20 protein-coding genes are annotated in these 22,435 nt (G+C 69.1%); 11 read left to right on the plus strand and 9 right to left on the minus strand.

The window, feature by feature from the left end; all coding sequences use genetic code 11:
- Both ABDV68_RS10150 and ABDV68_RS10155 read right to left on the minus strand, forming a co-directional pair.
- Positions 1 to 312: NfeD family protein (locus ABDV68_RS10150; RefSeq protein ID WP_343519775.1), on the minus strand; the 312-nt coding region annotated here is incomplete at its 3' end.
- Positions 309 to 1,298, minus strand: coding sequence for an SPFH domain-containing protein (locus ABDV68_RS10155; protein ID WP_343519776.1), 990 nt, complete (start codon positions 1,296 to 1,298; stop codon positions 309 to 311). The genes ABDV68_RS10150 and ABDV68_RS10155, both read right to left, overlap by 4 nt.
- 59 nt (positions 1,299 to 1,357) lie before the next feature.
- Between ABDV68_RS10155 and ABDV68_RS10160 the strand changes: the two genes are divergently transcribed.
- The 4 genes from ABDV68_RS10160 to ABDV68_RS10175 all read left to right on the plus strand — a co-directional run bounded on the left by ABDV68_RS10160 (position 1,358) and on the right by ABDV68_RS10175 (position 4,907).
- A complete protein-coding gene (locus ABDV68_RS10160) occupies positions 1,358 to 2,179 on the plus strand; it encodes a CoA ester lyase (RefSeq protein ID WP_343519778.1) in 822 nt (273 codons plus the stop codon).
- A 19-nt stretch (positions 2,180 to 2,198) separates the two neighbouring features.
- The gene (locus tag ABDV68_RS10165) at positions 2,199 to 2,603 is read left to right on the plus strand and encodes a hypothetical protein (RefSeq protein ID WP_343519779.1); all 405 of its coding nucleotides are present in this window, start codon (positions 2,199 to 2,201) and stop codon (positions 2,601 to 2,603) included.
- Between the two features lie 82 nt (positions 2,604 to 2,685).
- Positions 2,686 to 4,143: an IMP dehydrogenase gene (gene guaB, locus ABDV68_RS10170; RefSeq protein WP_343519780.1), complete on the plus strand. Its 1,458-nt coding sequence runs from the start codon at positions 2,686 to 2,688 to the stop codon at positions 4,141 to 4,143.
- 89 nt (positions 4,144 to 4,232) lie between these two features.
- A complete protein-coding gene (locus ABDV68_RS10175) occupies positions 4,233 to 4,907 on the plus strand; it encodes a DUF4197 domain-containing protein (RefSeq protein ID WP_343519781.1) in 675 nt (224 codons plus the stop codon).
- Positions 4,908 to 4,911: 4 nt separating this feature from the next.
- On the opposite strand, the gene ABDV68_RS10180 is transcribed toward ABDV68_RS10175, so the two are convergent.
- On the minus strand, positions 4,912 to 6,090 hold the full coding sequence (locus ABDV68_RS10180; RefSeq protein ID WP_343519782.1) for an MFS transporter: 1,179 nt from the start codon (positions 6,088 to 6,090) through the stop codon (positions 4,912 to 4,914).
- Between the two features lie 15 nt (positions 6,091 to 6,105).
- Positions 6,106 to 7,140, minus strand: a complete 1,035-nt coding sequence (locus tag ABDV68_RS10185; protein WP_343519784.1) for an aldo/keto reductase — start codon at positions 7,138 to 7,140, stop codon at positions 6,106 to 6,108.
- A gap of 87 nt (positions 7,141 to 7,227) precedes the next feature.
- Between ABDV68_RS10185 and ABDV68_RS10190 the strand changes: the two genes are divergently transcribed.
- From ABDV68_RS10190 to ABDV68_RS10200, 3 genes are all read left to right on the plus strand, one after another.
- The gene (locus ABDV68_RS10190; RefSeq protein ID WP_343519786.1) at positions 7,228 to 8,133 is read left to right on the plus strand and encodes a LysR family transcriptional regulator; all 906 of its coding nucleotides are present in this window, start codon (positions 7,228 to 7,230) and stop codon (positions 8,131 to 8,133) included.
- Between the two features lie 113 nt (positions 8,134 to 8,246).
- On the plus strand, positions 8,247 to 10,862 hold the full coding sequence (locus tag ABDV68_RS10195; protein WP_343519787.1) for a PAS domain S-box protein: 2,616 nt from the start codon (positions 8,247 to 8,249) through the stop codon (positions 10,860 to 10,862).
- Positions 10,863 to 10,983: 121 nt separating this feature from the next.
- A complete protein-coding gene (locus ABDV68_RS10200) occupies positions 10,984 to 11,778 on the plus strand; it encodes a hypothetical protein (protein WP_343519788.1) in 795 nt (264 codons plus the stop codon).
- Here the strand turns inward: ABDV68_RS10200 and ABDV68_RS10205 are convergent.
- Positions 11,753 to 12,928 (minus strand): low temperature requirement protein A, encoded by a 1,176-nt coding sequence (locus tag ABDV68_RS10205; protein WP_343519789.1) that lies wholly within the window; start codon positions 12,926 to 12,928, stop codon positions 11,753 to 11,755. The two genes, ABDV68_RS10200 and ABDV68_RS10205, sit on opposite strands and share 26 nt — an antisense overlap.
- A 137-nt stretch (positions 12,929 to 13,065) precedes the next feature.
- On the opposite strand from ABDV68_RS10205, the gene ABDV68_RS10210 reads away from it, so the two are divergent.
- The gene (locus ABDV68_RS10210) at positions 13,066 to 14,247 is read left to right on the plus strand and encodes an RsmB/NOP family class I SAM-dependent RNA methyltransferase (RefSeq protein WP_343519790.1); all 1,182 of its coding nucleotides are present in this window, start codon (positions 13,066 to 13,068) and stop codon (positions 14,245 to 14,247) included.
- 32 nt (positions 14,248 to 14,279) lie between these two features.
- A complete protein-coding gene (locus tag ABDV68_RS10215; protein ID WP_343519791.1) occupies positions 14,280 to 14,795 on the plus strand; it encodes a tetratricopeptide repeat protein in 516 nt (171 codons plus the stop codon).
- Here ABDV68_RS10215 and rsmA read toward each other — a convergent pair.
- The 4 genes from rsmA to lptD all read right to left on the minus strand — a co-directional run bounded on the left by rsmA (position 14,792) and on the right by lptD (position 20,295).
- Complete coding sequence (gene rsmA, locus ABDV68_RS10220) at positions 14,792 to 15,610, minus strand: 16S rRNA (adenine(1518)-N(6)/adenine(1519)-N(6))-dimethyltransferase RsmA (protein WP_343519792.1); 819 nt, start codon at positions 15,608 to 15,610, stop codon at positions 14,792 to 14,794. The genes ABDV68_RS10215 and rsmA overlap by 4 nt on opposite strands.
- On the minus strand, positions 15,607 to 16,605 hold the full coding sequence (pdxA, locus tag ABDV68_RS10225; protein ID WP_343519793.1) for a 4-hydroxythreonine-4-phosphate dehydrogenase PdxA: 999 nt from the start codon (positions 16,603 to 16,605) through the stop codon (positions 15,607 to 15,609). The genes rsmA and pdxA overlap by 4 nt, the downstream gene beginning before the upstream one ends.
- Positions 16,606 to 16,616: 11 nt before the next feature.
- Positions 16,617 to 17,882 (minus strand): peptidylprolyl isomerase, encoded by a 1,266-nt coding sequence (locus tag ABDV68_RS10230; protein WP_343519794.1) that lies wholly within the window; start codon positions 17,880 to 17,882, stop codon positions 16,617 to 16,619.
- Positions 17,883 to 18,042: 160 nt separating this feature from the next.
- The gene (gene lptD, locus ABDV68_RS10235; protein WP_343519795.1) at positions 18,043 to 20,295 is read right to left on the minus strand and encodes an LPS assembly protein LptD; all 2,253 of its coding nucleotides are present in this window, start codon (positions 20,293 to 20,295) and stop codon (positions 18,043 to 18,045) included.
- Between the two features lie 158 nt (positions 20,296 to 20,453).
- Between lptD and ABDV68_RS10240 the strand changes: the two genes are divergently transcribed.
- Entirely contained in the window at positions 20,454 to 21,941 is a 1,488-nt protein-coding gene (locus tag ABDV68_RS10240) for a leucyl aminopeptidase (protein WP_343519797.1), read from the plus strand.
- A gap of 4 nt (positions 21,942 to 21,945) precedes the next feature.
- Positions 21,946 to 22,401 carry a DNA polymerase III subunit chi gene (locus ABDV68_RS10245; RefSeq protein WP_343519798.1) on the plus strand — a complete coding sequence of 152 codons (456 nt, stop codon included), beginning with the start codon at positions 21,946 to 21,948 and terminating at the stop codon, positions 22,399 to 22,401.
- Positions 22,402 to 22,435 lie beyond the last annotated feature (34 nt).

Raw genomic sequence — 22,435 nt, forward strand, 5'->3', positions numbered from 1 at the left:
GATCGCTTCGACCACCGTCACCGTCTGGCCGATCATCCGTGCGGCGCGATTGTTGAGGTCGGGGTCGCTGCTCGGCACCGGGTTGGCGCCGTACCAGCGCTTGCCGACCAGCACGAGCACGGTCGACCACGCCGCGAAGCTCACCAGCTGCCCGACCAGTCCCAGCTCGGGAAAGAGCAGCGCCAGCACTCCGGTGATCGCCGCGCCCAGCGCGATGAAGGTCAGGTATACGCCCGGCAGCATCAGCTCGGCGATCGCCAGGATCGCGGCGAGGATCAGCCAGACGAAGCCGCCCTGTTCGGCCCAGTTCATTCGCCCTCCTTGTCCGCGCCCGGCGCATGGCGGACGTGCAACGCGGTCGGCGGCGTGGCGGGTGGCTGCTCGAGCTTGCCGAGCGCGCCCTTGGCGAGCTCGCCGATCCCGCCGAGCGTGCCGATCAGCTGAGTCGCCTCGACCGGGAACAGGATCGTCTTGGCATTGGGCGAGGTCGCGAACTTGCTCACCGCCTCGACGTACTTTTGCGCGATGAAATAGTTGAGCGACTGCGCCGATCCGGTCTCGACCGCCTGGCTGACCAGCTCGGTCGCCTTGGCTTCGGCTTCGGCGGCGCGCTCGCGTGCCTCGGCGTCGCGGAAGGCGGATTCCTTGCGCCCCTCGGCCTCGAGAATGCGCGCCTGCTTCTGCCCCTCGGCGCGCAGGATCTCGGAAGCGCGCGAGCCTTCGGCCTCGAGGATGTTGGCGCGCTTCTCGCGCTCGGCCTTCATCTGGCGGCCCATCGCGTTCACGATGTCGGCGGGCGGGCGGATGTCCTTGATTTCGACGCGGGTGATCTTGACGCCCCATGGCGTGGTCGCGTGATCGACCACCGAGAGCAGCCGTGCGTTGATCTCGTCGCGCTTCGACAGCGTCTCGTCGAGGTCCATCGAGCCCATCACCGTCCGCAGGTTGGTGGTGGTGAGCTGGAGCAGCGCGACATAGAGGTCGGAGACCTCATAGGCCGCCTTGGCCGCGTCGAGCACCTGGAAGAACACCACGCCGTCGGTGGAGATCATCGCATTGTCCTTGGTGATGATCTCCTGCCCGGGGATGTCGATCACCTGCTCCATCATGTTCACGCGGCGGCCGACGCGGTAGAAGAAGGCCGGGTAGAGGTTGAAACCCGGCTTGGCGACGGTGGTGAAGCGGCCGAAATGCTCGATCGTGTACTCATAGCCCTGGCGCACGATCTTGATGCTGGAGAACAGGTACATCAGCACCAGCAACACGCCGACGAAAAAGGCGCCTACGGTCAGTTCCATCTCGACTCCCCCGGTTGCAGGGCCTCGCAAAGCCCGTCGGATGCTAGCATAGAGCCCGGATGAGCACAGTCCATTACATCGCGCCGCGCACCGCGCTGTTCCTCCCCGCATCGAACCCCCGCGCGATCGAAAAGGCGCGGACGCTCGCCGTCGACATGGTGATCCTCGACCTCGAGGACGCGGTGAAGGCGGAGGACAAGGAAGCCGCACGGGAAGCCGCCAGGACCGCGGAGGGCTTCGGCGACCGCCTGTTCGGTATTCGGGTCAATGCCGAGGACAGCGAGCATTGGAAGAAGGACCTCAAGGCAGTCAAGAAATCCGCCGCGACGCACGTGATCGTGCCCAAGGTCGAGAAGCCCGAGACGATCATCTACGCCGCCGCCTATGCCGACCGCCCGGTGCTGGCGATGATCGAGACCGCGGCGGGGGCGATGAATGTCGGGCCGATCGCCAGCACCACCGGCTGGGGTGTCGAAATGGCCGGGCTGATCGCCGGCACCAACGATCTCGCCGCCTCGCTCAAGCTGCCCCCGGCGGCGGGCCGCGCGCAGATGCAGCTCGCGCTCCAGCTGATCGTGCTCGCCGCGCGGGGGCGCGAGATCTGGGCGATCGACGGCGTGTTCAACAAGCTCGAGGATCCCGAGGGGCTGGCGGCCGAGGCCGGGGAGGGGCGCCTGCTCGGCTTCGACGGCAAGAGCCTGATCCATCCCAACCAGGTCGACATCGTGCGTGCCGCGTTCGATCCCACGCAGGCCGAGCTGGAAGAGGCGCGCGCATTGATTGCAGCTGCGAGCGGTGGCGTGGAACGCTTTGATAATAAAATGATTGAAGACTTGCACGTCGAGCAGGCCAAGATGCTGCTCCGGCGAATGGAAGCGTAAAGGAGGCGAGGAGGCGAGGATGCTTGCGGAGCTCAAGCGGGCGCACGAGACTCTGCTCTCTTGCCTCGAGGAACTGGAAAGGCTGGCGGAAGCGGACGTGCCGGACCCGGCGAAGCTGGCGAGCGTGCGCTGGAAGCTCAGTAGAGCGAGCGGGGACCGCCGCAAGCTGGTCGAGGCGGCATGCGACCTGCTGCTCGGCAGTGCGAACATGATCGACCGGAGCCGCGCAGCGGCACTTAGGGCGGAAAGCGCCGAGATGATCGCAGCATCGTCCCGTCATGTCGGCCGCTGGACGATGAACGAGGTGCTTGCGGACTGGGAAGGCTATCGCGCGGCTTCCGCCGCGATCCGCGGGGCGATGCGCGGGCGGATCGCCCAGGAACAGCGCGCGCTCTATCCGCTGCTCGAACGCGCCGCCGCCTGAGCTTCGACGCCACCCCCTAGCGCGCGTCACCAAGCGCGGTTACATGGGCCGCCAACTTCCGACTCAGGACATTGGCGCTCTCATGGATATCCCCCTCGGCCTTACCTTCGACGACGTCCTTCTCTACCCGGGCGAGTCCGAGGTGCTGCCGAGCATGGCCGACACCCGCACCCATGTGACGCGCGACCTCGCGCTCAACATCCCGATCCTGTCCTCGGCGATGGACACGGTGACCGAAGCGGACATGGCGATCGTCATGGCGCAGCTGGGCGGCATCGGCGTGCTCCATCGGAACCTCACGGTCGAGGAGCAGGTCGAGGCGGTGCGCGCCGTCAAGCGTTTCGAGAGCGGCATGGTCGTCAACCCGATCACGATGCGCGCGTCGGGCACGCTGGCCGAGGCGCAGGCGCTGATGGTTCGGCACAAGATCAGCGGCATCCCGATCACCGAGGAGAGCGGCAAGCTCGTCGGCATCCTCACCAACCGCGACGTGCGCTTCGCCGAGAACCCCAACCAGCCGGTCAGCGAGTTGATGACGCACGAGAACCTCGCCACCGTCGCCGCCGGCGTCGGGCAGGACGAGGCGCGCAGACTGCTTCACCAGCGCCGGATCGAGAAGCTGCTGGTGGTCGACGCCGACTATCGCTGCGTCGGCCTGATCACGGTCAAGGACATCGAGAAGGCAGTGAACTATCCCGAAGCGACCAAGGACGGCGCCGGCCGCCTGTGCGTCGCCGCCGCCACGACGGTCGGCGACAAGGGCTTCGAGCGCACAGAAGCGCTGGTCGATGCCGAGGTCGACCTGATCGTGATCGACACCGCGCACGGCCACAACAAGGACGTGGCGCGCGCGGTCGAGCGGGTGAAGAAGCTCTCCAACCGCGTGCAGGTCGTTGCCGGCAACGTCGCGACGGGCGAGGCGACCAAGGCGCTGATCGGCGCAGGCGCGGACGGGGTGAAGGTCGGTATCGGCCCGGGTTCGATCTGCACCACGCGGGTCGTCGCGGGCGTCGGCGTGCCGCAGCTGACGGCAGTGATGGACAGCGCCAACGAAGCGGCCAAGTCAGGCGTGCCGGTGATCGCGGATGGCGGGCTGCGTACCTCAGGCGATCTCGCCAAGGCACTGGCGGCGGGGGCATCGACCTGCATGGTCGGTTCGCTGCTCGCCGGGACCGAGGAAGCGCCGGGCGAGACCTTCCTCTACCAGGGCCGCGCCTACAAGTCGTACCGCGGCATGGGCAGCGTCGGCGCGATGGGCCGCGGCTCGGCCGACCGTTATTTCCAGGGCGATATCAAGGACCAGCTCAAGCTCGTGCCCGAGGGGATCGAGGGCCAGGTGGCGTTCAAGGGGCCGGCCAAGGATGTGATCCATCAGCTCGTCGGCGGCATCAAGGCGGCGATGGGCTATACCGGCGCGGCGACGATTCCCGAGCTGCAGAAGAAGGGCCGCTTCGTGCGCATCACCAATGCCGGGCTCCGCGAGAGCCATGTCCACGACGTGACGATCACGCGCGAGGCGCCGAACTACCCGACGCGCTGAGGATCGTCCAGCTCCGGGCGGTTCAGCGAAGGGTCAGTCGCGGCACCGCATCGCTGCCCGCGCGTTGGCGCGAGTAGAGGAGATGCGCGATGATCGAGGCGATGAACCGCCGCGGGCTGCTTGCCGGGATGGCGATGCTTCCGCTTGTCGCGGTGGCGGGCTGCATGGCCGGCCCCGGCAGCTACACGGTCGAGGAGGGCGTCCGCCGCTTGCTCACCTTGTCAAGCCAGCGCGCCTTCGACCGGCTGATCCGCCCGGGCGGTTTCTATGACGATCAGCTTACTCGGCTGACCATACCCGAGCGCCCGGACGACCGGTCCGGCGCGGTGCTCGCCGCGGTGCTGCGCACCAATGCCGTGCGCGGTCGCATCGCCATCGCGCTCAATGACCTTGCGGTGGATGCCGCAGACCGGGCCACCCCGGTTGTGCTCGACGCGATCCGCCGCATGACCTTCGCCGACGCGCTCGCCGTCCTGCGCGGCGGACCGACCGCGGCGACCGACCTGCTCGCGCGCGAGACCGAGGGAGCGGTGATCGATGCGATGTATCCCGATTTCTCCGACGGCCTGCGCGGCGATGCCTTCGAGATCCTGACCGCTGCGGTTGCGGCGGCGTCGGGTTTCGATCTCGGCGCGCTCGCTCGCGACGTATCGCGTCAGGCGGGCCGTGCGATCTTCCTCGCGATCGGGCGCGAGGAGGCGGAGATCCGCCGCAATCCCCGCGCCACGCGTGACCCGGTGCTGATCGCGCTGCTCGGCGGCTGACCGCTCAGCAGGTGCCGGCGGCGAGGGCGTTCGGCTCGACGCGCGCGCCGCGCCGCGACCACAACACCATTGCGAGGCCGATCGTGGAGGTCGCAGCGCCCGCCAGCGCCACTGCCGGATAGCCTAGTCCGCCCGCGATCACCGCGCCGCCCAGCGCCGCACCGATCGCGTTGCCAAGGTTGAACGCGCCGATATTGACCGAGGAGGCGAGATTGGGTGCATCCGCCGCGGCCGCCATCACGCGCACCTGCAACGGCGGCACCAGCGCGAAGCTCGCCACGCCCCACAGCAACACCAGCACCGCTACCGGCGCATGGAACGGCATCAGCGCGGCGAAGGCGACCAGGATTGCCGCCAGCGAGCCGAGCGTGACGATCAGCGTGCGGTCGACCGACTTGTCGGCGAACTTGCCGCCCAGCCAGTTGCCCACGGTGAGCCCGACGCCATAGGTCACCAGCATCGCCGTCACGAACGCCAGCGAGGCGTGCGTCTGGGTCCGCAGGATCGGGGCGATATAGGTGAACACGGTGAACATCGCGCTCGATCCGATCACGGTGAGGCCGAGCGCGCTCAGCACCGGGCCGCGCGACAGCACGCGCAGTTCGTCGGCGATATTGCCGCCCGCAGGCGCGGGCATCGCCGGCAGCGTCAGCCGCAGCGCCGCCATGGTCACCACGCCCAGCCCTGCGATGCCCCAGAAGGACGCGCGCCAGCCAAGATGCTCGCCCGCCCAGGTGGCGAGCGGCACGCCGACGACATTGGCGATCGTCAGCCCCATGAACATCGCCGCGACCGCCGCGGCGCGCCGCTCGGGCGGCACCAGGCTCGCCGCGACGATCGATCCGACGCCGAAGAACGCGCCATGGTTGAGCGAGGTGAGCATGCGCGCGGCGAGCAGCATGCCGTAGCCGTCGGCGACCGCCGAGAGCAGGTTGCCGAGCGTGAAGATCGCGGCGAGGCCGATCAGCAAGGTCCGCCGCGGGACGCGGCCGGTGGTCAGCGTCATCAGCGGCGCGCCGACCAGCACGCCGACCGCATAGGCGCTGACCAGCAGTCCGGCGGCGGGGATCGAGACGCCGAGATCGCCGGCGATCACCGGCAGCAGGCCCATCGGCGCGAACTCGGTCACGCCGATGCCGAAGGCGCCCGCGGCGAGCGCGAGCAACGGGGGATTGAGCTTCATGTCGGTTCTTCCGGTTCAGACCAGCGGCGGGTTGAGGCGGGCAAAGCCCTCCTGCTGCCGATAGGGGGTGTGGGGGTAGGGCGGGAGCACGTCGCTCGCCGCATCGAGCGCGGCGACCTGCTCCGCGCTCAGAGACCAGCCGACCGCGCCGAGATTCTGCCTGAGCTGTTCCTCGTTGCGTGCGCCGATGATCACCGACGAGACGGTCGGGCGCTGGAGCAGCCAGTTGATCGCGATCTGCGGCACGGTCTTGCCCGTCTCCTCGGCGACCGCCTCGAGCGCATCGATCACATTGTAGAGATGCTCCTCGGTCACCGGCGGCGCGAACTGCTCGGTCTCGTGCAGTCGGCTGCCATCGGGCACCGGACGGTTGCGCCCGATCTTGCCGGTGAGGCGGCCCCAGCCGAGCGGGCTCCACACCAAGGCGCCGACGCCCTGGTCGGCGGCGAGCGGCATCAGGTCGGCCTCATAGGCACGGCCGATCAGCGAATAATAGACTTGATGCGCCACGAAGCGCGGCCAGCCATGGCGGTCGGCGACAGCGAGGGCCTTCATCAGCTGCCAGCCGGGATAGTTGGAAACGCCAGCGTAACGCAGCTTGCCCTGCGCGATCAGCATGTCGAGCGTCGCCAGCAACTCCTCGACCGGCGTGTGCGCGTCGAGCGCATGGAGCTGGAGCAAGTCGATATGATCGGTGCCGAGCCGCTTCAGCGACGCCTCGACCGCGGCGATCAGCCGCGAGCGCGAGACGCCCCAATCGGCAGGCCCGTCGCCCATCGGCAGCCCGGTCTTGGTCGAGATAAGCACCGCATCGCGCCGGCCCTTGATCGCCTCGCCCAGCACTTCCTCCGAGGCGCCGTTCGAATAGACGTCGGCAGTATCGAACAAATTGACCCCGGCCTCGAGGCAGATGTCGATCAGCCGCCGCGCTTCCTGCGCGTCGCTGGTGCCCCAGGCGCTGAACAGCGGCCCGGTGCCGCCGAAGGTGCCGGTGCCGAAGCTCAGCACCGGCACGCGCAGGCCCGAAGCGCCCAATTGCCGATATTCCATCGCGAAACTCCCCGATAAGCGTTCGACGCACAGATGGACGGCTGGCGTCCGGCCTTGTAGGGCTGCGGGAAGCGAAGGATTTTTGCATTGGACGCAAAGCTGGAAGCCGGGGCCGACCGTGCCCGCTCACTCGAGATCTTCGCCGCGGTGGCGGGGCAGGGTAGCTTCTCCGCCGCGGGGCGCCTGCTCGGTCTCACCCCTTCGGCGGTCAGCCGCACCGTCGATCGGATCGAGGCGCGGCTCGGCGTGCGCCTGCTGCTGCGGACCACGCGCGCACTGACCTTGACCGCGGAGGGCCATGCTTATCTCGCCGCCGCGCGCCGCATCCTCACCGATCTCGACGATGCCGAGCAGCAGATCGCCGACCAGGGTGCCCCGCGCGGGCGGCTGCGGGTCAGCGCCGCGCTGTCGCACGGGCGGCTCTGCGTCGTCCCGCTGCTCGGCGACTTCGTCCGCGCCTATCCGCACATCCTGGTCGACATCAGCCTGACCGACGCGATCGTTGATGTCGCGGCCGGGCAGGCCGATGTCGCGATCCGCTTCGGCCCGCTTGCCGACAGCGGGCTAACCGCGCGCAAGCTCGGCGAGACGCGCCGCGTGATCGTCGCCTCGCCCGATTACCTCGCGCGCCGAGGCACGCCGCGCGTGCCGGCGGACCTGCACGATCACAATTGCCTCAACTTCAATTTCCGCCGCGCCGAGCCGATCTGGCCGTTCTGCGACGGCGCGAGCGATTATGCGATGACCGTCACCGGCAGCATCGAGGCGAACAATGGGGAGACGTTGGGCCAGCTCGCCGCCGCCGGGGTCGGCATCACCCGCGTCGGCGCGTTCAGCGTGGTCGACGAGATCGCCGACGGCCGCCTCGTCCCGCTGCTCGAGGACTTCAACCCCGGCGATGTCGAGTCGATCCACGCCGTGTTCGTCGGCGGCGCGAATACCCCGGCTCGCGTGCGAGTCTTTGTCGATTTCCTGGCCGAGCGCCTCCGCTAGTCGACACCCTTTATTTTCAACCGGCTAGCCGCGCAGCGGAGCGTTCGATAAATTCGTGCGTTGCAGGCCGGACGTCAGAGCGCGAACGCGCGCATAGCGGAGCAGGGAGGTACGTGCAGAAGGTGCTGAGCAAGGGGGCGGACTGTTCACTCGCGTTTCTCGACGGCGGCGGCGAGATGGGCCAGCGGATCGCCGAGTTCGACTGGGCCGCGACCAGCGTCGGGCCGATCGAAGGCTGGTCGCCGAGCCTGCGCGCGATCGTCGCCTATCTGGTCCATTGTCCCGTCCCGCTGGTGATGCTGTGGGGCGAGGACGGCATCATGCTCTACAATGACGGCTATTCGGTCTTCGCCGGCGAGCGCCACCCGCGCCTGCTCGGCAGCAAGGTGCTCGAGGGCTGGCCCGAGGTCGCCGACTTCAACGCCAACGTCATGAAGGTCGGCCTCGCCGGCGAGACGCTTGCCTATCGCAACCATGTGCTGCGGCTCAACCGCACCGGCGAATTCGAGGATGTCTGGCTCAACCTCGATTACTCGCCGGTCTATGCCGACGACGGCAGGCCAGCCGGCGTGCTCGCGGTGGTGATCGAGACGACCGAGGCAGTGAAGGCCGAGCAGGGGCTGCGCGAGAGCGAGGCGCGGCTGCGCTTCCTCGATCAGCTGGGCAAGCGCGCGGCGCGCAGCAACGATCCGCAGGAGATCCTGTCGATCACCACGCGCATGCTCGCCGAGGAGCTCGGTGCGTCGAACTGCGCCTATGCCGACATGGATGAGGACCAAGACGGCTTCACGATCCGCGGCGACTGGGCGCGCGAAGGCTCGCCCTCGATCGTCGGCCATTACAGCCTCGCCGATTTCGGCGAGCTCGCGGTGCGCAACCTGCGCGCCGGCAAGCCGCTCGTCATCAACGACAACCTCAAGGAGATCGCACCGCACGAGGCCGCGACCTTCCAGGCGATCGGCATCGCGGCGACGGTGTGCCTGCCCCTGGTCAAGAACGGGCGGCTGACCGCACTGATGGCGGCGCATCACAAGGCGCCACACCAGTGGACGCCCGAGGAGCTGGCGCTGATCCGCGAAGTGACCGAACGCAGCTGGGCGCATGTCGAGCGCACCGGCATGGAAGCTGAGCTGCGCCACACCGCCGAGCAGCTGCGCGACCTCAACGAAGCGCTCGAAACCCGCGCGATCGAACGCTCGATCGCGCTGGCGCAGAGCCAGACGCAGTTCCGCCTGCTGGTGCAGGGCGTGACCGACTATGCGATCTACATGCTCGATCCCACCGGCGTGGTGTCGAGCTGGAACGCCGGGGCGCAGCGTATCAAGGGCTATACTCCCGACGAGATCATCGGCGAGCACTTCTCCAACTTCTATCCGGAAGACGACCGCGAGCGCGGCGAGCCGACGCGCGCGCTCGAAACCGCCCGCAAGCACGGCCGCTTCGCCGCCGAAGGCTGGCGCATGCGCAAGGACGGCAGCCGCTTCCGCGCCAGCGTGGTGATCGACGCGATCCATGACGATGACGGCAAGCTGATCGGCTTCGCCAAGATCACGCGCGACATCACCGAGCGCGACGAGGCCCAGCGCGAGCTTGAAGTCGCACGCGAGGCGCTGTTCCAGTCGCAGAAGATCGAGGCGATCGGCCAGCTCACCGGCGGCGTCGCGCATGACTTCAACAACCTGCTGATGGCGATCATGAGCGGGCTGACGCTGCTCAGGAAGCGCGTGCCCGAGGATCCGCAGGTCAACCGCCTGATCGACAATTCGCTCCAGGCGGCCGAGCGCGGCGCGGCGCTCACCCAGCGCATGCTCGCCTTTGCGCGGCGCCAGGAGCTCAAGACCGAACGGATCGACGTGATGGCGCTGGTCGCCGACATGCGCGGCCTGCTCCAGCGCACGATCGGCCCGGCGTGGCAGATCGACATCAGCTTTCCGGCGAGCCTCAGCCCCGTCTCGGCCGACGTCAACCAGCTCGAAATGGCATTGCTCAACCTCGCGGTGAACGCGCGCGACGCGATGCCCGATGGCGGGCGCATCGCGATCGAGGCGGTCGACCAGGAAGTGATCGGCACCGTCGGCGAGCTGTCGTCGGGCCGCTATGTCCGCCTGAGCGTGGTCGACCAGGGCACCGGCATGGATGCCGAGACGCTGGCGCGCGCGACCGAGCCGTTCTTCACGACCAAGGGTGTGGGCAAGGGCACCGGGCTCGGCCTGTCGATGATCCACGGGTTCGCCAAGCAGAATGGTGGCATGCTCCAGATCGAGAGCGAGCCCGGCCGCGGCACCCGTGCGCATGTCTGGCTTCCCGCCGCAGAGGCGAACGGCACGCACGAGACCGCGCGTCCGAGCGACGCGGCGTTCGTGCCGGGGCGGCCGCAGCTCGTGCTCGCGGTGGACGACGATCCGCTGGTGCTGATGAACACCGCGGCGCTGCTCGAGGATCTCGGACATACGGTGATCGAGGCGGACTCGGGCGTGCAGGCGCTGGAAATCCTGCGCGAGCGCGAGGACATCGCGCTGCTGATCACCGACCAGGCGATGCCGGTGATGACCGGCAGCCAGCTCATCGCCGCGGCGCGCGAGCTGCGGCCGGACATGCCGGTCATCCTCGCCACCGGCTATGGTGAGACTCCGGCGGATGCGGCTTCGCGCGTGACCCGGCTCAACAAGCCTTTCACCCAAGCCGATCTCAGCCGTGCGGTATCCGAAACGGTATTGGAGCTGTCCTGACGCGGCGACATGTTTTGCCCCGGGCGCGCGCAACGCGCCGACATGTTTTGGTCGCAATGGCTGCCTAATCGCCGGTCCTGGCGGCGGATCGATCTCCCGCGCCGATCCAGCGCGAGGTTGATTGTCCGAGCCGGTCCCTACTGCCTTGTCGCCACGCGAGCGGCTGCGCGAGCGGTTCGGGCCGCGGGCGCGCGGCTTCGCGCTGGCGCTGCTGGTCGAGGCGCTAGTGGTGCTGATGCTGTTCACCCTCGCGCCCACGCTGCGGCCGCGCGAGGAGAAGGTCGTCGACATGGCGACTTTCGGCGTCAGCCCCGAGCCCGAGCCGGAGACCGAGAAGGACACGCCCGCGCCAAAGGCCGCGCCGAACCCCGCGCGCGTCCAGCCGAACGAGACCACGCCCGATCCAGTGCCCCCGATGCCTCAGCCGCCGGCTCCGCAGCCCGAGCCCTCGCCGCCGGTGATGCTCGACATTCCGCTCAGCCGCATGCCCGACATCGCCGCGCTCCCGCGCAGTGCCGCCCCGGCCGCGCCGCGCCGCGCCGTCGCCGGTCCGCCCAACCTCGCCAGCCTTCCGGGCGACACGCCGCGAGTCGAGGGCAGGGGACCGCGCGGCGAGCCGCTCTACGCCGCATCCTGGTATCGCGAGCCCTATGACAGCGAGCTTTCGGGCTATCTTTCCACCGCACGCGGGCCCGGCTGGGGCATGATCATGTGCCGCACCGTGCCCGAGTTCCGAGTCGAGGATTGCGTGATGGTCGACGAATATCCGGAGGGGTCGAACATCGCGCGCGCGACGCTCGCCGCCGCCTGGCAGTTCCGCGTCCGCCCGCCGCGCCTCGGCGGGCAGCCCAAATATGGCGAATGGGTGCGGATCAAGATCGACTACGAGATCAGGCGTCAGCAGCCGCCCCGCTGACGCTGCGCGCGGCGAGCGCCGCGCGCGCTGCCACCGCTGCGACCGCCAGCACCGCGATCGCTTCCAGCGCCGGGATCGCGAAGGGCAGGGCGACAATCGCGGCGGCGGACAGCGGCAGCACCCATCGCGCCGCGCCACTGAGCTCGAACCGGTCGCGCACCAGCCATAGCGACAGGAAATAGAGCCCGAGCGGGATCGCCACGGCGAGATCGCCGGCGCGCAGGCCGATCTTGGAATGGCCGGTGAGAATCTCGACCAGCACCGCGAAACCCGCACCCACCGCGGCGCCCGAGGCGAAGACGAGCACATGGCCATAGCCCCATTGCAGCGAGCGGCTGAGACGATTGCTCGACAGTTGCGGTTCGCGCGCGAAATAGAGCCACCACATCGCGAAGGTAATGACGAGTGCGGACAGCGCCGTGTGCACCAGCCGCATGTCGAAGCTGCCGTCCCACGCCTTTTCGAGCGCCAGGGTGGCAGCGAGCAGCACTTCGCCCAGCACGATGATCGTGAGGAGGCCGTAGCGCTCGACGATATGGTGGCGGTGCCACGGTGTCTCCGCCGCGCGCTCGGCGACGGCGGGCACCGCGAGCTCGATTGCCCAGCCGAGCATGATCAGCGGCAACAAGACAGGCGGTTGCGGCGGCAGGCCGAAATAGAGCGCCGCCCAATAGAGCTGCGCCAGCGCGATCCCGCCGGCGTAGCGCAATGCGCCGGCCCGGCGCGGCGGGTCGTTCCGGGCTGCGCGCAGCCACATCGCGATCATGCCGAGCCGCATCACGACATAGCCGCCCAGCACCAGGCTGAGGTCGAGCTTGGCGGCGAAGCGCTCGATCCCTGCCGCGAGCAGCAGCGCGCCGCCCATGATCGTCATCGTCAGCAGCCGCGTGACCGCGTCGTCATTGTCATAGGCCGAGGCGAACCAGGCATAGTTCATCCATGCCCACCAGATCGCGAAGAAGGCGACGGCATAGCCGATGATCCCTTCGACCGCGTGATCGGCGGCGATCGCGTGATGCAGTGCGGCGGCGGCTGCGGCGATGGCGATCACGGTGACAAGGTCGAACAGCAGCTCGAGCGGGGTGGCGGCGCGGTGCGGTTCGTGCGGGTCGCGCGGCGCCATCGGCCGGATCGCTGCGTGCCTGGTCATTCGTGCCCCCTTCCAATGTTGGAACCCATCTGCTTTGCCGTCCGGGTGACCCGTTTCGAACTCGTCCCTTCGCTCCCCCGCATGCGTGCCGTCAACACGTGCGCGGAGTCTCAACCTCGTCAACTTCCGCGTCAACCGTGACCCCCGCCGCACGTACCCAGGCGGCGATCGAGCTGCTCGACCAGATCGTCGCGGCGGCGCGCGACGCCGGGGCCTCGGCCGACGTATTGATCCAGCGCGGATTCGCCGCGCGCCGCTATGCCGGCTCCAAGGACCGCCGCGCGATCCGCGCGCTGGTCTACGATGCGATCCGCTTGTGCGGCGAGCGGCCCGAATCCGGCCGTGCGGCGATGCTGGCGCTGGCGAAGCGCGACCCGGCGCTGGCCGCGACCTTCGACGGCTCGCCCTACGGCCCTGCCCCGATCGGCGACGAACTGGCCGCCGAGGCCGGCATCGCGCCCGCCTGGCTGCTCGAAGCCCTCGCCGCATCGGGAGTCGGCAAGGACCAGGCGGCGGCACTGCTCGACCGCGCGTCGCTCGACCTCCGCGTGAACACGCTCAAGGCGAGCGTCGAGCAAGTCCGCGCCGCCCTGCCTGAAGCTGTTCCTGTCGAAGGCGTCCCCGCCGCGCTTCGCCTCCCGCCCGACACGCCGGTCGAGAAGAGCCAGCCGTGGCTCGACGGCTGGATCGAGGTCCAGGATGCCGGCAGTCAGATCGTCACGTTCGCGGCCGGTGCGGCGCCCGGCATGCGCGTGGTGGACCTCTGCGCGGGCGGCGGCGGCAAGACGCTCGCGCTCGCCGCAGCGATGGACGATCGCGGCGCGCTGCTCGCCACCGATGCCGATCGGCCGCGCCTCTCGCGCCTGACGCCGCGCGCCGAGCGGGCGGGCGCGACGATCGTCGAAACCCGGTTGCTCGATCCGGGTCGCGAAAGCGAACCGCTCCAGGATTGGACGGGGACCGCCGATGTCGTGCTGATCGACGCTCCCTGTTCGGGCACCGGGACCTGGCGCCGCAATCCCGAGGCGCGCTGGCGGCTCACCTCCGCGCGGCTCGATCGGCTGGTCGAGACCCAGGCGCGGCTGCTCGATGTCGGCGCGGCGCTGGTCAAGCCGGGCGGTGCGCTGGTGCACATCGTCTGCTCGCTGCTTGACGCCGAAGGGGCGGGGCAGGCCGAGGCGTTCCTCGCGCGCCACCGGGACTGGGCGGCCGCGCCGCTTGCGCTTCCGCTCGGAACCCCGCATGGACCGGGGATGCGCCTCACCCCGCTGTCTCATTCGACCGACGGCTTTTTTGTCGCGAAGCTCGTGCGCCCGTGATAGCCCTGCGCATTCCACGTCCGGAGACCGTCATGCGTATCACCCTCGTGTCCGCCGCCGCAGCGCTTGCGCTACTCAGCGTGTCGACCTCGCTCTACGGCCAGCGCGCCGACGACCAGATCGACGCGCGCTCGGTGGCGTTGCTCGAGCGTGGCAAGGCGGCGAAGGCGGCGGGCAATCTCGACGGCGCCAACGACTTGATCGAGAGCGCGCTCGCGGTCGATCCGCGTAACCGCCAGGCCTATCTGGTCCTGGCCGAGGTCGCGCGCACGCAGGGCCTGCCGGGCAAGGCGATCCGCTTCTATCGCGAGGCGCTGACGCTCGAGCCCAACGACGTGGCCGCGCTGCGCGGGCAGGGCGAGGCGATGGTGCAGAAGGGCGCGGTCGAGCGCGCCAAGGAGAATCTCGCACGGCTCAAGACGCTGTGCGGCGCGAACTGCGCCGACGCGACCCAGCTCGCCGCGGTGATCGCCAAGGGCCCGCCGGCGACGGCGACCGCGAGCGCGCAGGTGGTGCCGCCGCCCAAGGTCGAGACCAAGAAGAACTAGGCCGAAAGCGTCCGGGCGAGCGCGACGAACTCGTCGACGCTGACCGTTTCGGCGCGGCGCGTCGGATCGATGCCGATCCCCTCCGCCGCCTCGACCGCGCCGGGTACGGCCTTGAGGCTCTGGCGCAGCATCTTGCGCCGCTGCCCGAACGCCGCCGCGGTGAGCTTCTCGAGCAGCGCGAAGCGCACCCCCGCCGGCTCCTCGCCCGGCACGATGTGCACCACCGCCGACATCACCTTGGGTGGCGGGGTGAAGGCCGAGCGGTGCACCGGCATCGCGATCTTCGCGCTGCTGCGCCACTGCGCCAGCACCGCGAGGCGGCCATAGGCGTCCGTGCCCGGCGCCGCGACGATGCGCTCGGCGACCTCCTTCTGGAACATCAGCGTGAGGCTCGCCCACCACGGCTGCCAGTCCGCCGACAGCCAGCCCACGGTCAGCGCGGTGCCGACATTATAGGGCAGGTTGGAAGCGATGTGCGGCTTGCCCGCGAACAGCGCCGGTGCGTCGATCTCGAGCGCATCGCCTTCGATCACGGTGAGCTTGCCGGGGAATGCCTCGCCGAGCTCAGCCAGTGCCGGGATGCAGCGCCGGTCGCGCTCGACCGCGGTGACCTTCGCCCCCGCCTGCAGCAGCGCGCGGGTAAGGCCGCCGGGGCCAGGCCCGACCTCGAACACCTCTTGCCCGGCAAGATCGCCGGGGACCCGCGCGATGCGGTCGAGCAGCTGCGAATCGAACAGGAAATTCTGCCCCAGCGCCTTGCTGGCGCTCAGCCCATGTTTGCGGATGACTTCACGAAGCGGGGGAAGGGAGGTCACGCCTCCGCCAGTGCCCGTTTCTCAGCGGCTTGGCCAGCCATGCGGATCGCGGCGATCATCGCGCCGGGCTCGGCCATATCCTGTCCGGCGATGCCGAACGCGGTGCCGTGGTCGGGTGAGGTGCGCACGATCGGCAGGCCCAGCGTCATGTTGACGCCCTCGTCGAAATGCAGCGTCTTGAGCGGCACCAGCGCCTGGTCGTGATAGAGGCAGATCGCCGCGTCATAGGCGGCGCGCGCACGGGCATGGAACATCGTGTCGGCGGCGAACGGCCCGACCGCGTCGATCCCTTCCTCCTGCAGCTGTCGGATCGCCGGTTCGAGCACGTCGATCTCCTCGCGCCCGATCGCGCCGCTCTCGCCGGCATGCGGGTTGAGGCCGGCAAAGGCGAGCCGCGGCGACTCGATGCCGAAATTGCGCGAAAGGCCGCGCGCCGTGACCCGCGCCTTGGCCACGATCAGCTCGACCGTGATCGCCTGCGGCACTTGGGCGAGCGCGATGTGCGTCGTCACCGGCACCACGCGCAGCGTCGGGCCCGCAAGCATCATCACCGCATTCTCGGGCGCGATGCCGCAGCGCTCGGCGACGAACTCGGTCTGGCCGGGATGGGTGAAGCCGATGCGATAGAGCTGGGCCTTGGATACCGGTCCGGTGACCAGCGCGCCCGCCGCGCCGGAGCGGGCGAGGCCGGTGGCGAGCTCGAGGCTGTCGAGCGCGCAACGTGCGCCCGCGTCGTCGGGCTGGCCGGGAACGATCGCGTCGGCGTGGGTGACGACGAGCACCGGCAAGGCCGTGTCGAATACCGCGCGCGCCTCGTCCGGGCTCCCGATTGGGGCGACGGGGCCGTCCCACACCGCAGCGACCGCACGCGGATCGCCGACGGCGAAGAAACGCGGCAGCGCCTGGAAGTCACGGTCGCGCCACGCCTTGGCGATGATCTCCGGCCCGATCCCGGCGGGATCGCCCATGGCGACCGCTAGGGGGCTAGGGGGCATCGGATCGGCCCTCAGCGATACTCGACGATCGCGTCGCGGCGCAGGTCGCGGAGCATGCGCTGGGCGCGGAGGTTGGTGCGCTGTTCCTCGATCCCCTCGCGGATCTGGTCGGCGCTGGGCAGCGCGGCAGTCTTGGGATCGTCGCGCCCGCACAGCACCAGCGCGCGCACGCCTTCGGTCGGCGTGCCGAACGGCGGTGTGGACTGGCCGATCTGCAGCTTGAGGACGATTTCCTGGAGCTGCGGCGGCAAGTCGCGCGCGCGCACCGAATCATTGTCGACGACTTCGGCGCCGAGCGTCTCCGCGGCCTTGCTGACCGCACCGCAGCCCGCGGTCGACTGCAGCACCTTGGCGAACTCGGCCGCCTTTTCCTGCGCCTGCGCCTGGGTCGTCCCTGCGGGGAACTTGACGGTGATCTGGCGCAGACTGAGCTTGGCATCGCGCGGGTCGGCGGTCAGCACCTGGCGTTTGTCGACGAGGTAGAGGAGCGAGAAGCCACCCGGCACCTCGATCGGGCCGGCGACCTGGCCGACCTGCATCCCCTGCGCGGCCTGGGCGAGCGCCGCCGGAAGCATCGCCGATCGCACCCAGCCGAGATCGCCGCCCTGCGCCGCCGTCGTCGCTTCGGAGAAGCGCGCGAAATATTCGAACGGACGGCCCTGCTGCATCTGCTGGATCATCTGCTGCATCGCGCTGAAGCGCTCGCCCGAATTCTCCGGGGTGGCCGAGAGGTAGATCTCGCGGAGGTGGAACTCCTCCGTGCCCTTGGCCTCTTCAAGCCGCCGGATGATCGACTGGACCTCTTCGTCGCCGACGTTGATGAACGCGCCGATCTTGCGCTGGATCACGCGCTGCCAGGCGAGTTCGCCTTCGATCTGGCGCTTGAACGAACGCTCCGACGAGCCGATCTCGCGCAGCCAGGCGCGCATCTGCTCGGGCGTGCGCTGGTAGCGGCTGGAGATCGAGGCGAAGCTGCGGTCGATCTGGTCGGCGGGGATCGTGATCTCGTTCGCCTTGGCTTCCTGGATCTGGATCGTCTCGTCGGTCAGCAGGCGCAGCACCTGCAGCCGCAGCCGGTCCTGCTCCTCGGCGTTCAGCTTGAGCTGGTTGAGCGCGACGAACAGGTTGAAGCGCTGGTCGACATCGGTGCGCGTGATGACATAGCCGTTCACGATCGCGGTCGGCTTGCGCACGTTGGGATCGACCTTGCCGAAGATCTGGAGATTCTCGGGCAGGTCGAGATTCGCCGCGCTCGATGGGACCTGGTCGTCGCTCACCGTCTGCGCAGCGATCGCCGCGCTACCCGCGATGCCAAGAATCAAAACCGCCGAACGGCAGAAACCTACGACTTTCGAAGTCATCTTCACCTGTACCTGAAACCAGTTCCCGTCAGCGGGCCGTGGGGCGTTTAATCGCCAATTGTGCCTGAACTGGGGCTTAGCGTCCCAAATTCTTGAGCGCCAGCGTCAACAGATAGCTGCTGCCGCGCCGCGCATCGCCGGTGGTCTGGTAATCGCGCTTCCAGGTCAGCCCGAGGCGAAGGCAGTCGTCCTCATATTCGAAGCCGAGGCGGTGGCGCACCGGCTCGAACCCGTCGGACAGCGAGGTCGGGTCCTCCTCGCGGTCGGTGAGGTCGATCACCGCCGAGCCGAACACCGACCAGAAGCGCGCGACCTTCACGCGCGCGCCGATGCGCGCTTCCTCGCGGTCCTGCAGGTCCTCGAGCGCGAAGCCGATGTCGCGGTTGAGACGCAGATAGCCGAGCGTCGCGAAGGTGTCGCGCGAGCCCACGGTCGCGTCGATCTCGTTGCGGCGGATCGCGAAATTGTCCTTGTCGAGCCGGTAGCGGTGCGTGAACGACAGGAAGTCCTTGTAACGCACCACGGTGCGCCCGACGATGTCGGACAGGCGGTCGGTGAGGCCGGTGCCGTCGGGCAGGATCGTCGCGCGCGAATCGAGGCGGTAGCTCTGACCAATATTCGCCTCGACCGAGAGGCCGGGCAAATAGAGCGCGTAATCGAGCCCGAAGGTGAAGCGCGTCGAATCCTCGAACCGGTCGTAGCCCGGGAAGCGGTTGAGCGCGAACAGGTTCGAATCCTCGAGATCGACCGCGCGCGCGTCCTCGTTCGGCACGTCGAAATTCTCGAGTCGCGGCGCCGCGACGACCTGGAAGCGCGGGGTGATGCGCTGCACGCCGCCGAACGCCTCGCCGATCAGCGGCCACTTCATGTCGATCGCCAGCGCGCCGATCGCGCGGCCGCGGAACCCCTCGAGCCCGCGATAGCTGATCTGGCTGGTCGCGGCGGTATCGGTGGTGTTGTAGAGGTCGCCGCGGCCATAGGCGGTCAGCGTGATCTCCTGGCCCCAGGCGGTGAGCTTGCGCAGGTCGTAGCGCAGCGAGGCGAAGGCGCGCTGCGTGTCCTGTCCGCTGGCGCGGCCGATCGCGAGGCTGTTGACCTGGAGCTCGAAGCGGCCGCCCTCGAGCAATCCCTGGCCGAATCGCAGGCGATAGTCGATCTCGGGCAGCGCGATGGGCTGGAGGCCCTGGCTCTCCGTCGGGCGCAGCGTCTGCACCGCCCAGGCGTTGATCGTGAGCATCGAGTTGCGGTCGATGCGCTGGATACGGGCATTGTTGCGCAGGCGGTCGTCGCTGGAGATGTCGTAGCGGCGCAGGAAGGTGCGGTCGCTGGCGATCCGCATCGACCCGCTGACGCTCCAATAGGGATCGAGCTGGAAGCGCCCGCTCGCGTCGAGATAGCCACGAAAGGCGTTCTCGCTCGACACGCCCGGGGTCGGCGAGACGAAGTCGTCGCTGCGCCGGCTGTAGGTGCCGTAGCCGGTGACGCGGAACGCGCCGTTCGAGGTGAGCTGGCGGTATTCGCCCTGCAGCATCGGCAGCGCGTCGGTGAAGATGCGCGGCGTGACGGTGAAGTCGCGATCGGGGCCGAGGCTGAAGAAATAGGGCAGGGCGAACTCGAACCCGTTGACCGCGTCGTAGCGGATCTCGGGGGCGAGCAGGCCGCTCGCATTGCCCGCGCCGACCGAGTGCGAGAAGACCGGCAAAGGCAGCGTCGCGAAGCCGAACAGCGAGACGCGCGCGCCCTTGTAGCGGATGCGCTGCTTGGCCGGGTCGTAGACCACGCGCACCGCCGTGATCTTCCACGACGGCTCCTTGGGACAGTTGTTCGAGTCGACCACCGCACACGGGGTGTAGGCGGCGCGCTCGACGCTGATCACCCCGTTGGCGTCGCGCGTGCCGCGCTCCGCGGCGAGGCGCCCGCCCTGCTCGAGCACGACGAGCATGTTCTCGATCGCCCCGTCCTTGAGCGAATCGGTCAGCTCGATCTTGTCGCCATAGGCGGTGTCGCCCTCGGGATTGGTCACCGCGATGTTGCCGGTGGCGAGCACCTGTCCGGTCTTGCGGTTCCACACCACCTTGTCGGCGCGCAGCCGGTTGCCTTCGCGGAAGAGCCGCACGTCGCCGCTGACCGTGACGATGTCGCCCTCCGAATCATATTCGGCGAGATCGGCGGAGAACTGGATCTGGTCGGGATCGTCGGGCAGCGGCTCTTCGGACGGGGGCGGCGGTTCGGTCGGCCGGTCCTGCAGATCCTGCGCGGCGATCGCGGCGGGCGCGAGTAGCAGCGCGAACGGCAAAATCCCGGCGAGAAGCAGAGCCTTGCGCGTCACCTTCGAACCAACCCCTTTAACACGCCGCTGCAGCAGCCGCTTTCAGCCCTATCGCATCGCGCGCCCGGCTTCGCAATCGCCGGGCTTTGCCGTTCGCCTTGCACTGGCCTAGAGAGGCCTCAAATCACGACAACCAGCCCACAGGAACAGGAAGCTTCATGCGCGTAACATTCTCCGCCACCCGGCCCGTCGACGCGGCCGTGATCGCCCTGCCGGTCGAGAAGGACGGGATCGATCGCATGCCGGCCGGGACGCTCGACGACGCCACCCTGGCGCTGGCGCGTGGCGCGGCCAAGGCCGGGCGGTTCGAGGGCGAGGCGGGGTCGATCGTCGAGATCTTCGTGCCCGGCGGCGAGGGCGCGAACCGCGTGCTGCTGCTCGGCGTCGGTGCCGGCAGCGAGAGCGATTACGAGCGTGCGGGCGGCGCGTTGACCGGGCGTTTCCTGACTTCGGGCGTCACCTCGATCGCGGTCGATTTCGCGAGCCTCGGCGGCACGCCCGCGGCGCGCGCGGTGGCGCGGCTGGCGGCGGCGGCGGTGCAGCGCGGCTGGCGCCACGATGTCTATCGCACGCGCCTCACCGACAAGCAGAAGCCGACGCTGGACGAGATCGTGCTGGCCGGCGCGCCCGACGGCAGCGAGGCGGCCTGGGCTCAGCAGGAGGCGGTGACCGCCGGGCTCGACCTTACTCGCGGCCTCGTCTCCGATCCGCCCAACATCCTCTATCCGGAGAGCTTCGTCGAGCGTTGCCGCCACCTCGCGGAGCTTGGCGTCGAGATCGAGGTGCTCGATCGTGCCGCGATGGCGAAGCTCGGCATGGGCGCGCTGCTCGGCGTGGCGCAGGGCTCGGTGCGCGAGGCGCGGCTGCTGGTGATGCGCTGGAACGGCAAGGGAGAGGGCCCAGAGTCCAATAGCGTCGACGTCGCCTTCGTCGGCAAGGGCGTGACCTTCGACACCGGCGGCATCTCGATCAAGCCCGCTGCGGGCATGGAGGACATGAAGTGGGACATGGGCGGCGCCGGCGCCGTCGCGGGCGCGATGAAGGCGCTCGCCGCGCGCAAGGCCAAGGCCAATGTGATCGGGGTGTGCGGGCTGGTCGAGAACATGCCCGACGGCAATGCGCAACGCCCGGGCGACATCGTCACCTCGATGTCGGGCCAGACGATCGAGGTGATCAACACCGACGCGGAGGGGCGGCTGGTGCTGTGCGACGCGCTCACCTGGGTCCAGCGCACGCACAAGGCGAAGACGATCGTCGATCTCGCCACGCTGACCGGCGCGATGATCATCAGCCTGGGGTCCGAGCATGGCGGCCTGTTCGCGAACGACGACGGCCTCGCGGATGAGCTGCTCGCCGCGGGCCGCGCGACCGGCGACCTGCTGTGGCGCTTCCCGCTCGGCGAGGCGTACAACAAGCTGATCGACAGCCCGATCGCCGACATGAAGAATGTCGGCCCGCGCGGCGCCGGGTCGATCACCGCGGCGCAGTTCCTGCAGCGCTTCATCGAGGACGGCGTGCGCTGGGCGCATCTCGACATCGCCGGCATGGTGTGGGCGGACAAGCCCGGCAACACCTATGACAAGGGCGCGACCGGTTACGGCGTCAAGCTGCTCGACCGCTTCGTGCGCGACAATTTCGAGCGCTGAGACGTTGCAGGTCGATTTCTACCACCTCACCGTGACGCCGCTGGAGCGCGCGCTCCCCGGCGTCGCGGTGAAGGTGGTGGAGAGCGGCCAGCGGCTGCTGATCGTATCGGCCGACGAGCACCAGCGGCGACGGATCGACGGCTCGCTATGGACCTGGCAGGCCGAGAGCTTCCTGCCGCATGCCCAGTCGGGGGCGGGAGACGACAGCGCCCAGCCGGTGCTGATCGCGGGCGAGGTGGCGCCGGCCAACGGCGCACGCTTCGTCGCGCTGATCGATGGCGAGTGGCGCGACGAAGCGCTGGAATTCGACCGGGCGTTTCATTTCTTCGACGGCGACAAGATCGCCGAGGCGCGAGCGGCTTGGAAGGGGCTGGCGGATCGCGAGGGCGTCGAGCGGCGCTACTGGAAGCAGGACGAGAACGGGCGTTGGGGCGCTCGCGCCTGGCCGGCCTGGTGCTGACCGCACCGATGTCCGAGCGCCGCGATCTGGTGCA

Source organism: Sphingomonas sp., from assembly GCF_039595165.1.
Taxonomy (GTDB): domain Bacteria; phylum Pseudomonadota; class Alphaproteobacteria; order Sphingomonadales; family Sphingomonadaceae; genus Sphingomonas.

Excerpts from the sequence above, each read along its gene's own strand:
- pdxA (WP_343519793.1), bottom strand. The coding sequence starts at position 16,605 with ATGCCCCCTAGCCCCCTAGCGGTCGCCATGGGCGATCCCGCCGGGATC.
- ABDV68_RS10165 (WP_343519779.1), top strand. The coding sequence starts at position 2,199 with ATGCTTGCGGAGCTCAAGCGGGCGCACGAGACTCTGCTCTCTTGCCTC.
- ABDV68_RS10185 (WP_343519784.1), bottom strand. The coding sequence starts at position 7,140 with ATGGAATATCGGCAATTGGGCGCTTCGGGCCTGCGCGTGCCGGTGCTG.
- ABDV68_RS10215 (WP_343519791.1), top strand. The coding sequence starts at position 14,280 with ATGCGTATCACCCTCGTGTCCGCCGCCGCAGCGCTTGCGCTACTCAGC.
- ABDV68_RS10175 (WP_343519781.1), top strand. The coding sequence starts at position 4,233 with ATGATCGAGGCGATGAACCGCCGCGGGCTGCTTGCCGGGATGGCGATG.
- ABDV68_RS10180 (WP_343519782.1), bottom strand. The coding sequence starts at position 6,090 with ATGAAGCTCAATCCCCCGTTGCTCGCGCTCGCCGCGGGCGCCTTCGGC.
- guaB (WP_343519780.1), top strand. The coding sequence starts at position 2,686 with ATGGATATCCCCCTCGGCCTTACCTTCGACGACGTCCTTCTCTACCCG.
- ABDV68_RS10160 (WP_343519778.1), top strand. The coding sequence starts at position 1,358 with ATGAGCACAGTCCATTACATCGCGCCGCGCACCGCGCTGTTCCTCCCC.
- ABDV68_RS10240 (WP_343519797.1), top strand. The coding sequence starts at position 20,454 with ATGCGCGTAACATTCTCCGCCACCCGGCCCGTCGACGCGGCCGTGATC.
- ABDV68_RS10205 (WP_343519789.1), bottom strand. The coding sequence starts at position 12,928 with ATGACCAGGCACGCAGCGATCCGGCCGATGGCGCCGCGCGACCCGCAC.
- ABDV68_RS10155 (WP_343519776.1), bottom strand. The coding sequence starts at position 1,298 with ATGGAACTGACCGTAGGCGCCTTTTTCGTCGGCGTGTTGCTGGTGCTG.